Source organism: Mesorhizobium sp. M2A.F.Ca.ET.067.02.1.1 (assembly GCF_004023285.1).
In the GTDB taxonomy this organism is placed as follows: domain Bacteria; phylum Pseudomonadota; class Alphaproteobacteria; order Rhizobiales; family Rhizobiaceae; genus Mesorhizobium.
This window is the reverse complement of sequence record NZ_RZSB01000109.1, coordinates 1-11,451: the sequence shown is the minus strand read 5'-3', so window position 1 is coordinate 11,451 and position 11,451 is coordinate 1. Positions and strand designations below refer to the sequence as shown.

Below are 11,451 nucleotides of genomic sequence, written 5' to 3'. Positions count from 1 at the left end.
ATGTTGCGCGACAGCTTCTCCTGCAAAGCCGGCGCCACCACCTGGCTTGCCAGCGCCCCGACCCCGGTGTTCACGCCATAGGCGCGAATGCCCTTTTCCACCAGGCTTGCCACGATGCGGTTGGCATGGGCGATGCGATCCCACGCGGCGTCGGTCAGTACCAGCATTTCGCCGTCGCCGACACGCGCGATGTCGCGCCAGCTTGCGGCATCGTCGATGGTTACTGTCATTGCGAACCTACCCGGGCTGCTAGCCGCCAAAAAGTTGCGCTGAATCCCTGTGTCCCAGCAGCGCCGTACCTAAGGCTTCTCAGGCACGCTTTTTGTCGGAATTTCGCCGTGGCGGCGGACAAAAGTGAAAATATCAGCGCAACTGCATCGACCTGACCGACGTCCGGCGCATTTCCAGGAAAAGCGTGAAACGGTTAGTTGGCGACCTCACCGTGGCCTCCGCCCGGTGGGCTGAGCATTGCTACGCCGCGCGCCGACGGCAGCGCCTGGTTAAGACAGTTGTCGCAATTGCCGCAGGCCTTCGCCTCCTCGCCGAAATAGCCGAGCAGCACCTGGCGCCGGCAGTGCGCCGTCTCGCAATAGCCGATCAGCGTGTCGAGCCGGCGATGCGCCCGTCTCTTGTGCTCGGGCGAGGTATCCTCCTCGTCGATGAACATGCGGCGCGTGCGGATGTCGCCTGCGCCGTAGAGCATATGCGCTTCCGCCGGCCGGCCGTCGCGCCCGGCGCGGCCGATCTCCTGGTAATAGGCCTCCAGGCTGCCCGGCAGGTCGGTGTGGAAGACATAGGCGACGTCGGGCTTGTCGATGCCCATGCCGAAAGCGATGGTCGCCACCATGACGACGCCCGACAGGCTCATGAAGGCGTTCTGGTTCGCTTCCCGCGCCTCCTTGCTCATGCCGGCATGATAGGCGAGCGCGCGCACGCCGTTCTTCTCCAGGAAGGCCGCCATTTCCTCGGTCTTGCGCCGCGACAGGCAGTAGATGATGCCGCTTTTGCCGGGGTGCCGCTCGACGAAGCGCAGCAGCTGGCGCTTGCTGTCTTGCTTGGTCTCCATGGCCAATTTGATGTTGGGCCGGTCGAAACCCAGCACCAGGGTTTCGGCGCGTCCGGCAAACAGTCGCGCCTCGATATCGCCGCGCGTCGCCTCGTCCGCCGTCGCCGTCAGCGCGATGATCGGCACCTGCGGAAACACGCCGCGCAGTTGCGCCAGGTCCTCATATTCGCGGCGGAAGGCCGGTCCCCATTGCGAGATGCAATGCGCCTCGTCGATGGCGATCAGGCTGACATCGAGCCGTGACAGCGCGTCCAGCATACGCTCCGTCATCAGCCGCTCCGGCGCCAGGTAGAGCAGCCGCGTCTGCCCGGACGCCACGCGGCGCCAGGCCGCCACATTGGCCTCGCGATCGAGCGAGGAATTGATCGTGTCGGCGGCGACACCGGCAAGGCGCAAGGCGGCGACCTGATCCTGCATCAGCGCCACCAGCGGCGATACCACGATGGTGAGCCCGCCCTTGACCAGCGCCGGAACCTGATAGCAGAGCGACTTGCCGGCGCCCGTCGGCATCACCGCCAGCACATGGCGTCCCGCCAGCAGCGCCTCGATCACGGTCGCCTGCCCCGGACGGAAATCGTCGTAGCCGAACACATCCTTCAGGACGCGCCGCGTGGGATCCTCGGCCCGGATGCTCGCTGCCTGTGCCGGCATCAGGCAGACACCGGACAGGAGGTCGTTTTCGGGAAGGTGCGAAGAGCAGACAAGTGATTCACCGCGTGATGCCTTGGAGTAGCGCAGCCGCGACCCGGCCACAACCGCGCTTTGCGGTAACCCTGTCGCCTCGCGCCAATGTCGCATCGAAAAGCCATGGCTGGCACACTGGCTGGAGAGCCCCGGCTGCTATGGTTCGATGCATCCATTGCCGGCAGCGACCGCAAAAGGAGCCTTCGCATGATCGACCAAGCCACGCTCATCACCTACATCGCGGTCGTGTTCGGCTTCGTCTTCATTCCGGGACCGGCGACGCTGCTCACCGTGGCGCGCGCGACGAGCTCGGGCACGAAGGTCGGCATCGCCACCGGCGCCGGCGTCGCGGCGGGCGATGTCATCCACACCATCATGGCCATCGTCGGCATCTCGGCCATCATCGCCGCCTCGGCGATGCTGTTCAGCATCGTCAAATATATCGGCGCTGCCTATCTCGTTTACCTCGGCATCCGCGCCATTCTCGAAAAGGCGCCGGCCGATCTGGCGGGCAGGACGCTACCGATCTCGGCGGGAAAAGCCTTTCGGCAGGCGATCCTGACCGAAGTGCTCAACCCGAAGACGGCTCTGTTCTTCCTCGCCTTCCTGCCGCAATTCGTCCACCCGCAAGGCGGTTTCGTGGTGCTGCAACTGATGGTGCTGGGCATCATCTTCGTCCTGCTCGGCCTCTTCAGCACGGTCGTCTTCGCCGTCAGCGCGGGCGGACTGGGTTCCTTCCTGCGCCGCCATCCGGCGGTGCTTAGATGGCAGGGCAAGGTGGTCGGCGGCATCTATTGCGCGCTCGGCATACGGCTCGCGCTGCAGCAGCGCTGAATTTTTTCCCGGCCTGCCTCCAGCCAGTCGCCGTTAAACCTATCTTCACCATGCTGTGGCACAGTTGCTGTCCTGCGGCGATGTTTGAGTACCGCGGCGGCGCAACCAGCGCCCAGGCAACAGGCCCGCGCTTTACGGCGCGGGCTTTTCCTTTGAGAAGCGGATACTCAGCCTAGGAAATCGGCCCGGTGAGGCGCGAAGCTGTCGACCAGGCGCCCGGCCTCCAGCGCCTTGACGCCATGCACGAGATTGGAAGGCACGATGAAGCTGCTTCCGGTCTCGAGGATCTCCGATCGGCCGTCGATGGTGACCACGAAGCGGCCCTCGGCGACATAGCTTGCCTGGACATGCGGATGCGAATGCAGCACGCCGACGCCGCCCTTTTCAAAAGCGAATTCGACCATCATCAGTTCGTCTGTATGCACCAGCACGCGCCGGCGATTGCCATCCGGCGTCGGTTCCCAGGCTTTTGCGCCTGCGTGTGAGAAAATATCGCTCATCGTCCAATTTCCATTCGAAGCATGACGTTCCCCCCTGCCAAACCATGGGCGCCGGCTCAGAGCCGGTAGGCCTTCTTGGCAAGCGTATAGGCAAGGTCGCGCGCCAGCTCATGCGCCTCGTCCTCGCGCAGCCGATGCTCGGCGACCAGCCGCGCCAGGAAGGCGCAGTCGACGCGGCGTGCGACGTCGTGGCGCGCCGGGATAGACGGAAAGGCGCGCGTGTCGTCGTTGAAGCCGACCGTGTTGTAGAAGCCTGCCGTCTCGGTAGTCATCTCGCGAAAGCGGCGCATCCCTTCCGGACTGTCGTGAAACCACCAGGCCGGCCCCAGCTTCAGCGCCGGATAGACGCCGGCGAGCGGCGCCAGCTCGCGTGCGTAGCTCGACTCGTCGAGCGTGAACAGGATGATCGTGAGGTCGCGTTCCAGCCCGACGCAGTCGAGTAGCGGCTTCAGCGCCGTCACATAGTCGGCGCGCGTCGGGATATCGAAGCCCTTGTCGCGGCCGAATTTCTGGAAGACGGAAGGCGAATGATTGCGCCATGATCCGGGATGGATCTGCATCACCAGGCCGTCGTCGCGGCTCATCTTGGCCATTTCGGTCAGCATCTGCGCCCTGAACAGCCGCCGCTCGCGCTCGTCGTCGGAGCCGCGGCGGATACGGTTGAACAGCTCCTCGGCCGCCGCATCGGAGAGATTGGCGGTCTCCGCGGTCGGATGGCCGTGATCGGACGAGGTGGCGCCGAATTGCTTAAAATAGGCACGTCGCTGCCGATGCGCATCGAGATAGCCTGTCCATGTGCCGGTGTCGCATGCCGTGATGTCGCCGAGGCGATCCAGATTGCCCAGGAATCCTTCGAAATCGGGATCGATCACCGCGTCCGGCCGGTAGGCCGTGACGACGCGGCCGTTCCAGCCGCTGTCGCGGATCGTCCGGTGCCATTTGAGATCGTCGAGCGCGCCGTCGGTCGTGGCGATCACCCCGATATTGAAGCGCTCGAACAGCGCGCGTGGACGATAGTCGTCGCGCTGCAGCAGCGTGGCGATCGTATCGTAAGTGCGATCGGCGGAAGCGGCGGTGAGCGGCTCCTCGATGCCGAACAGATGCTCGAACACATGGTTGAGCCAGAGCCGGGTCGGCGTGCCACGGAAGAGATAGTAATGCTCGGCGAAGCGCCGCCAGATCGTCCGGCCATCGGTCTCGCCCGGCGCGCCATCGAGCGTCGGCACGCCGAGCTCTTCCAGCCGCAAGCCCTGGCTGAACAGCATGCGAAGGATGTAATGATCGGGCACGATCAGCAATTGCGCCGGATCGGGGAACGGCTCGTTGAGCGCATACCAGCGCGGGTCGGTATGACCATGCGGGCTGACGATGGGCAGGTCCTTCACGCCGGCGTAAAGGGCGCGGGCCAGCGCGCGCGAATTCGCCTCGGGCGCAAACAGCAGATCGGGATCGGTTAGTGCGGCCACTTGGCTCCTCTCGGATTGCATTGGAGCATGATCTCGAACCGAGGGTCGGTGAACGCAAAAAACGGGTACCCGCTTTTGCAAAAGATCATGCTCCTAGATCGCAATGGCGATTCAACGAAACGCCATCCTGATCCAACGGTGAATCTGTCGGAGGCAATGTCAACATGCAAAACGATCGATTGCATGGCGACTCTCGAAAGCAACGCAGCCATTGTGCGCGCCGACAGCGGATGTTACGTCGCTGCCATCGTTTTCGCCCGGCATCAGGCGGGCAACCCGATCGGAGACTTCGCTTCCCATGAAAGGTCGCCTGTCCAATGCCACAATCGCGAAGCTGCCGGCCGAAGCCCTGGTTCCTCGGTACGCCCGCAATTCTGTCACGCCCGGCATCGTCCATCTCGGCGTCGGCGCCTTCCACCGCGCGCACCAGGCCGCCTATGTCGATGCCTGCCTGGCGGACGGCGAGAGCGATTGGGGCATCGTCGGCGTCTCGCTGCGCAGCCCCGACACGCGCGACGCGCTTCAGCCGCAGGATGGGCTCTACACGCTGGCGATCAGGGACAGCGCCGGCGAACAGCTGCAGGTGATCGGTTCGATCCAGTCCTTGCTCGTCGCTCCGGAGTATCCCGGCGCGGTGCTCGCCGCGCTGACCGACCCGCGCATCCGCATCGTGACGCTCACCATCACCGAGAAGGCCTATCTCAGGGCAGCCGACGGCAGTCTCGACGGCGCGCATCCCGACATCGTCCACGACGTCGCCCACCCCGGATCGCCGAAGACGGCGCATGGCTTTCTCGCCGAATCACTGGCGCGCCGTCGCGCCGCCGGCACGCCGCCTTTCACGGTGCTCTGCTGCGACAACCTTCCGGCCAACGGAGCTACGCTGCACCGGCTGCTGATCGAATTCGCGAAGCTGCGGGATGCCGATCTCGCGCGCCATGTCGCCGACGAAGTTGCCTTCCCGTCCTCCATGGTCGACCGCATCGTGCCGGCGACCACGGATGCCGACCGGACGCGCATCGGCCAACAGCTCGGCCTCGAGGACGCATGGCCGGTAATGACCGAGCCCTTCCGCCAATGGGTGATCGAGGACCGTTTTCCGGCCGGCCGGCCGGCCTGGGAGAAATTCGGCGTCATCATGGTCGAGGATGTCGGTCCCTTCGAGGACATGAAGCTGAGGCTGCTCAACGGCGCGCATTCAGGCATCGCCTATCTCGGCCTGCTCAGCGGCCACGCCACCGTCGACCGCGCCTTTGCCGATCCGTCAATCCGGCAGTTCGTCGACTGGCTTTGGGCCGAAGCCATTCCGACGCTGCCGCAGGATGCCGGGCTCGACACAACCGCCTACACAGCCGAGCTCGCAGATCGGTTTTCGAACACCGCGCTCGCCCACCGCACCGCGCAGATCGCCAATGACGGCAGCCAGAAGCTGCCGCAGCGCATAGTCGCTTCAGCGCTTGCGCGGCTGGAAGCGGGCCTGCTGCCGGAACACCTCTCGCTGGTTGTCGCCGCCTGGATCGCGGCATGCGCCGCGCGCGGCGGTGCTTTGCCAGAAGGCCATTTCACCGATCCGCTCGACGCCGCCCTCGGCGACCTGTTCGGCCGCAATCTGCCGACGGCGGAAACGACGGCAGCCGTGTTCGACCTCGCCGGCTTTGCCAACGGTCACGCGGAACGACAGAGGCTGATCGAGTTTGTTGCCACCCACCTCGTCCATTTCAAGCAAGGCGGCCCGAAGCTGGCCTTTGCCGCGCTCGGCATTGGCAACGAGCCGCCCAGGCTGGCCGATTAGCCAGTTTCTTAACACAGAAGTTTTGACCGGTTGGTTAGTGTGCGTTGGCAGATCCCATGCCTTGGCGATTGGCCGAGACGCCTATCGCGGTCGAGGTTCAGGAGCCTTCAGCTCATCGCCGGCGTTTACGCCGGAGGCGGGAAAAACGGGGCAAACAAAAAGCGGGGCAAGCCCGCTCTTTAAATCGCTTCTCTGCAGCCGAAATTAGGCCGGGATCAGCGCGCCTTCCAGCGTGGTGAGCTGGGCGAGGAACTGCTCGGCGCGGCTGCGCGCCACGTCGTCCTTGGCGTCGGCGGCGTCTTCCCTGGCGTCCTGGATGCGACGCGCCAGGTCCGCGCGGTCGATGTCGTTCACATGCACGGCCGATTCGGCCAGCAGCGTGCAGCCGGACGGCAGGATGTCGGCGAAACCGCCGAACACGACATAGCGGTCTTCCTTGCCGCCGGCCGCCTTTACCGTGACGACACCGGGCTTGATGGTGGTCATCACCGGCGCGTGCTGCGCCATCACCGTCATCTCGCCTTCGGCGCCCGGGATGACGACGGACTCAACCTGCTCGGAAACGAGCAGCCGCTCCGGCGAGACCAGTTCGAACTTGAAAGCTTCAGCCATGATCAATTTTAGCGAATGGTGAATGGTGAATGGTGAATGGCTCAGATGACCTTCACTTCAGCCCGATTTCCTATCCGCTACTCCCTATTCACCATTCACTATTGACCATTCACCGGCTTAAGCCGCTTCAGCCGCGAGGCGCTGGGCCTTCTCGACCGCTTCGTCGATGCCGCCGACCATATAGAAGGCGGCTTCCGGCAGGTGGTCGTAGTCGCCGGCGCAAAGGCCCTTGAAGCCCTTGATGGTGTCGGCGAGGTCGACCAGCTTGCCCGGCGAACCCGTGAACACTTCGGCGACGAAGAACGGCTGCGACAGGAAGCGCTCGATCTTGCGGGCGCGGGCGACGGTCTGCTTGTCCTCTTCGGACAACTCGTCCATGCCCAGGATGGCGATGATGTCCTGCAGCGACTTGTAGCGCTGAAGGATCGACTGCACCTGACGGGCGACCTGGTAGTGCTCCTCGCCGACGACCATCGGGTCGAGCATGCGCGAGGTGGAATCCAGCGGATCGACGGCCGGGTAGATGCCCTTTTCCGAGATCGCGCGGTTGAGCACGGTCGTGGCGTCGAGGTGGGCGAAGGAGGTGGCCGGCGCAGGGTCGGTCAGGTCGTCGGCCGGCACGTAGATCGCCTGCACCGAGGTGATCGAGCCCTTGGTCGTCGTCGTGATGCGCTCCTGCAGCGCGCCCATGTCGGTGGCCAGCGTCGGCTGGTAGCCCACGGCTGAAGGAATGCGGCCGAGCAGCGCCGACACTTCCGAGCCCGCCTGGGTGAAGCGGAAGATGTTGTCGACGAAGAACAGCACATCCTGGCCCTGGTCGCGGAAATATTCGGCGACGGTGAGGCCGGTCAGGCCGACGCGGGCACGCGCGCCCGGCGGTTCGTTCATCTGGCCGTAGACGAGGGCGGCCTTGGAGCCCTGGCCGCCGCCCTTCTTGTTGACGCCCGATTCGATGAACTCGTGATAGAGGTCATTGCCTTCGCGGGTACGCTCGCCGACGCCGGCGAACACCGAGAAGCCGCCGTGGGCCTTGGCGACGTTGTTGATCAGTTCCTGGATCAGCACGGTCTTGCCGACGCCGGCGCCGCCGAACAGGCCGATCTTGCCGCCGCGGGCGTAGGGTGCCAGCAGGTCGAGAACCTTGATGCCGGTGACCAGGATCTGCGCTTCCGTCGACTGGTCGACATAGGCCGGGGCCGGCTGGTGGATGGCGCGCATTTCGATGCCGTCGACCGGGCCTTCCTCGTCGACCGGCTCGCCGATGACGTTGATGATGCGGCCGAGCATGCCCGGACCGACCGGAACCGATATCGGCGCGCCGGTGTCAAAGACGTCCTGCCCGCGGACCAGACCTTCGGTGGAGTCCATGGCAATGCAGCGCACGGTGTTCTCGCCGAGATGCTGGGCAACCTCGAGCACCAGGCGGTTGCCGACATTGTCGGTTTCCAGCGCGTTCAGAATGGCCGGCAGGTGATCTTCGAACTGCACGTCGACGACGGCGCCGATGACCTGGCGGACCTTGCCGGCGGCGCCGACGCGCTTGGCCGCGACGCTCGCCGCGGAAGCCGCGGCCTTGGCCGGAGCGGCCGCCTTCTTCGCCGGAGCGGCGGCCTTCGCGGCTGCTGCCGGGGCCTTTGCCGCCTTCGGGCCCGATGCCTCCTTGGCCGCGGTCTTCGGGGTAGCTGCTTTCGCCATCGTCTTTGCCCTTTTCGTCTATCCGTTGTTCACGCCGCTGCGAGGTCTTGGGACCCCGCCCGCGCGCGCTTAGAGCGCCTCGGCGCCCGAAATGATTTCGATCAGTTCCTTGGTGATCTGCGCCTGCCGCTGGCGGTTGTAGGTGATCGACAGCCTATTGATCATGTCGCCGGCATTGCGCGTCGCATTGTCCATCGCGCTCATCTTGGCGCCCATCTCGCCGGCCGCGTTTTCCAAAAGCGCCCGGAAGATCTGCACCGCGATGTTGCGCGGGATGAGGTCGGAGAGGATCTCGCCCGGCTCCGGCTCGTATTCGTAGACAGCGGTGGCGCCGTTGTCCGTCGCGGCGGCGGCCGAGGCCTGCGCCGCCGGAATGATCTGCTGCGCCGTCGGGATCTGGCTGATCACCGACTTGAACTGCGAATAGAACAGCGTGCAGATGTCGAAGCCGCCTTCGTTGAACAGGTGGATGACCTTGCGCGCAACCGCATCGGCGTTGACGAAGCCGAGCGTCTTGACCTCGCGCAGGTCGACGCGTTCGAGGATCAGCGCGCCGTAGTCGCGGCGCAGGATGTCAAAACCCTTCTTGCCGACGCAGATGATCTTCACCTGCTTGCCGTCGGCCAGCAGCCTGCGGATATGGTCGCGGGCAAGCCGCGCGATCTGCGAGTTGAAGCCGCCGCACAGGCCACGCTCGGCTGTGCAGACGATGAGCAGATGCACATCGTCCTTGCCGGTGCCCGTCATCAGCGCCGGGGCATCGCCGCCGCCGCCGATTGCCTGGGTGATGTTGGCCAGAACCGCGCCCATGCGCTCGGAATACGGTCTGGCTGCTTCCGCCGCCTCCTGCGCGCGACGCAGCTTCGCCGCGGCGACCATCTGCATCGCCTTGGTGATCTTCTGCGTCGCCTTGACCGAGGCGATGCGGTTACGAAGGTCTTTTAACGAAGCCATGCTTCAAACCTGATCCCGTGCGTCCGGCTTCGTTCAAGCGAAGGTCTTGGCGAAAGCGTCGATTTCCGCCTTGAGCTTGGCGCGCAGATCGTCCGACAGCGCCTTCTCCTTGCGGATGCCGTCGAGCACGTCCTTGCCGGCCGAGCGCATGTGGCTGAGCAGGCCATGCTCGAACTTGCCGACCTGGTTGAGCGGCAGCTTGTCGAGATAGCCGTTGACGCCGGCGAAGATCACCGCGACCTGCTCTTCCGTCTTCAGCGGCGAGAACTGCGGCTGCTTCAAGAGTTCCGTCAGGCGCGAACCGCGGTTCAAGAGGCGCTGCGTGGCGGCGTCGAGGTCCGAGCCGAACTGCGCGAAGGCCGCCATTTCGCGGTACTGCGCGAGTTCGCCCTTGATCGAGCCTGCGACCTGCTTCATCGCCTTGATCTGCGCCGAGGAGCCGACGCGCGACACCGACAGGCCGACGTTCACCGCCGGACGGATGCCCTGGAAGAACAGATTGGTCTCGAGGAAGATCTGGCCGTCGGTGATCGAGATCACGTTGGTCGGGATGTAGGCCGACACGTCGTTGGCCTGCGTCTCAATGACCGGCAGCGCGGTCAGCGAGCCAGCGCCGTTGTCGTCGTTGAGCTTGGCGGCACGCTCGAGCAGGCGCGAATGCAGGTAGAAGACGTCGCCCGGATAGGCTTCGCGGCCCGGCGGGCGGCGCAGCAAGAGCGACATCTGGCGATAGGCGACGGCCTGCTTCGACAGATCGTCATAGCTGATCAGCGCATGCATGCCGTTGTCGCGGAAATACTCGCCCATGGTGCAGCCGGCGAACGGCGCCAGGAACTGCATCGGCGCCGGGTCGGACGCTGTGGCGGCGATGATGATGGAGTAGTCGAGCGCGCCGCGCTCCTCCAGCACCTTGACGAACTGCGCGACGGTCGAGCGCTTCTGGCCGACAGCGACGTAGACGCAGTAGAGCTTTTCCTTCTCCGGGCCGTTGTCGTGCACCGACTTCTGGTTCAGCATCGTGTCCAGGATGATGGCGGTCTTGCCGGTCTGGCGGTCGCCGATGACCAGCTCGCGCTGGCCGCGGCCGACCGGGATCAGCGCGTCGATGGCCTTGAGGCCGGTCGACATCGGCTCATGCACCGACTTGCGCGGAATGATGCCGGGCGCCTTGACGTCGACGCGCTTGCGTTCGGTCGCCTGGATGGGGCCCTTGCCGTCGATCGGGTTGCCGAGGGCGTCGACGACGCGGCCGAGCAGGCCGGGGCCGACCGGAACGTCGACGATGGCGCCGGTGCGCTTGACGGTGTCGCCTTCCTTGATGTCGCGGTCGTTGCCGAAAATGACGACGCCGACATTGTCGGCTTCGAGGTTCAGCGCCATGCCGCGGATGCCGCCCGGGAACTCGACCATCTCGCCGGCCTGGACATTGTCGAGGCCGTAGACGCGGGCAATGCCGTCACCGACGGACAGTACCTGACCGACTTCGGAGACCTCGGCCTCCTTGCCGAAATTCTTGATCTGGTCTTTCAGAATTGCGGAAATTTCCGCGGCGCGGATGTCCATCAGCCGACCTCTTTCAGTGCAAGCTTGAGCGAATTGAGTTTGGTTTTGAGCGACGTATCGATCTGGCGCGAGCCCATCTTGACGATCAGTCCGCCGAGCAGCGACGGATCGACGGTCATGGCGATGGCCACATCCTTGCCGGCGATGCTCTTCAGCGTCGCCTTCAGTTCAGTCTGCTGCGCGGCCGTCAGCGCATGCGCCGAGGTGACCTCGGCGGACGCCTCGCCGCGATGGTCGGCGGCGATCTGGCGGAACGCCTTGATCATGCCGGGCACCGCGAACAGG

At 64.9% G+C, this 11,451-nt stretch carries 10 protein-coding genes and 1 pseudogene; 2 read left to right on the top strand and 9 right to left on the bottom strand.

Features of this window, described 5'->3' with window-relative positions; genetic code table 11:
- Together EOA28_RS11195 and EOA28_RS11190 are read right to left on the bottom strand one after the other, a co-directional pair.
- A partial coding sequence (locus tag EOA28_RS11195; RefSeq protein ID WP_189342009.1) for an aromatic amino acid lyase occupies window positions 1-230 on the bottom strand: 230 nt, incomplete at its 3' end.
- A 266-nt stretch (window positions 231-496) separates the two neighbouring features.
- Window positions 497-1,717, bottom strand: a pseudogene (locus tag EOA28_RS11190) (ATP-dependent DNA helicase RecQ); the annotation flags it as partial.
- Window positions 1,718-1,957: 240 nt separating this feature from the next.
- Here EOA28_RS11190 and EOA28_RS11185 point away from each other — a divergent pair.
- Window positions 1,958-2,584, top strand: a complete 627-nt coding sequence (locus EOA28_RS11185; protein WP_128314892.1) for a LysE family translocator — start codon at window positions 1,958-1,960, stop codon at window positions 2,582-2,584.
- Between the two features lie 167 nt (window positions 2,585-2,751).
- Here EOA28_RS11185 and EOA28_RS11180 read toward each other — a convergent pair whose 3' ends face one another.
- On the bottom strand, window positions 2,752-3,084 hold the full coding sequence (locus tag EOA28_RS11180; RefSeq protein WP_127249880.1) for a cupin domain-containing protein: 333 nt from the start codon (window positions 3,082-3,084) through the stop codon (window positions 2,752-2,754).
- A gap of 56 nt (window positions 3,085-3,140) precedes the next feature.
- Window positions 3,141-4,550, bottom strand: a complete 1,410-nt coding sequence (gene uxaC, locus EOA28_RS11175) for a glucuronate isomerase (protein WP_127249879.1) — start codon at window positions 4,548-4,550, stop codon at window positions 3,141-3,143.
- A gap of 298 nt (window positions 4,551-4,848) precedes the next feature.
- Between uxaC and EOA28_RS11170 the strand changes: the two genes are divergently transcribed.
- On the top strand, window positions 4,849-6,342 hold the full coding sequence (locus EOA28_RS11170; RefSeq protein WP_127249878.1) for a mannitol dehydrogenase family protein: 1,494 nt from the start codon (window positions 4,849-4,851) through the stop codon (window positions 6,340-6,342).
- A 204-nt stretch (window positions 6,343-6,546) separates the two neighbouring features.
- Here EOA28_RS11170 and EOA28_RS11165 read toward each other — a convergent pair whose 3' ends face one another.
- The 5 genes from EOA28_RS11165 to atpH form a co-directional block, all read right to left on the bottom strand.
- A complete protein-coding gene (locus tag EOA28_RS11165) occupies window positions 6,547-6,954 on the bottom strand; it encodes a F0F1 ATP synthase subunit epsilon (RefSeq protein WP_126080583.1) in 408 nt (135 codons plus the stop codon).
- Between the two features lie 117 nt (window positions 6,955-7,071).
- Window positions 7,072-8,649 (bottom strand): F0F1 ATP synthase subunit beta, encoded by a 1,578-nt coding sequence (gene atpD / locus EOA28_RS11160; protein WP_127249877.1) that lies wholly within the window; start codon window positions 8,647-8,649, stop codon window positions 7,072-7,074.
- Between the two features lie 69 nt (window positions 8,650-8,718).
- Window positions 8,719-9,603 carry a F0F1 ATP synthase subunit gamma gene (locus tag EOA28_RS11155; RefSeq protein WP_127249876.1) on the bottom strand — a complete coding sequence of 295 codons (885 nt, stop codon included), beginning with the start codon at window positions 9,601-9,603 and terminating at the stop codon, window positions 8,719-8,721.
- A gap of 33 nt (window positions 9,604-9,636) precedes the next feature.
- Window positions 9,637-11,166: a F0F1 ATP synthase subunit alpha gene (gene atpA, locus EOA28_RS11150; RefSeq protein ID WP_126080579.1), complete on the bottom strand. Its 1,530-nt coding sequence runs from the start codon at window positions 11,164-11,166 to the stop codon at window positions 9,637-9,639.
- On the bottom strand, window positions 11,166-11,451 hold a 286-nt coding region (gene atpH, locus EOA28_RS11145; RefSeq protein WP_128314891.1), incomplete at its 5' end, for an ATP synthase F1 subunit delta. The genes atpH and atpA, both read right to left, overlap by 1 nt.

Bases quoted from the DNA above. Each gene is read 5' to 3' on its own strand.
- EOA28_RS11180 (WP_127249880.1), bottom strand. From the start codon at position 3,084: ATGAGCGATATTTTCTCACACGCAGGCGCAAAAGCCTGGGAACCGACG.
- EOA28_RS11155 (WP_127249876.1), bottom strand. From the start codon at position 9,603: ATGGCTTCGTTAAAAGACCTTCGTAACCGCATCGCCTCGGTCAAGGCG.
- atpD (WP_127249877.1), bottom strand. From the start codon at position 8,649: ATGGCGAAAGCAGCTACCCCGAAGACCGCGGCCAAGGAGGCATCGGGC.
- EOA28_RS11170 (WP_127249878.1), top strand. From the start codon at position 4,849: ATGAAAGGTCGCCTGTCCAATGCCACAATCGCGAAGCTGCCGGCCGAA.
- EOA28_RS11165 (WP_126080583.1), bottom strand. From the start codon at position 6,954: ATGGCTGAAGCTTTCAAGTTCGAACTGGTCTCGCCGGAGCGGCTGCTC.
- EOA28_RS11185 (WP_128314892.1), top strand. From the start codon at position 1,958: ATGATCGACCAAGCCACGCTCATCACCTACATCGCGGTCGTGTTCGGC.
- atpA (WP_126080579.1), bottom strand. From the start codon at position 11,166: ATGGACATCCGCGCCGCGGAAATTTCCGCAATTCTGAAAGACCAGATC.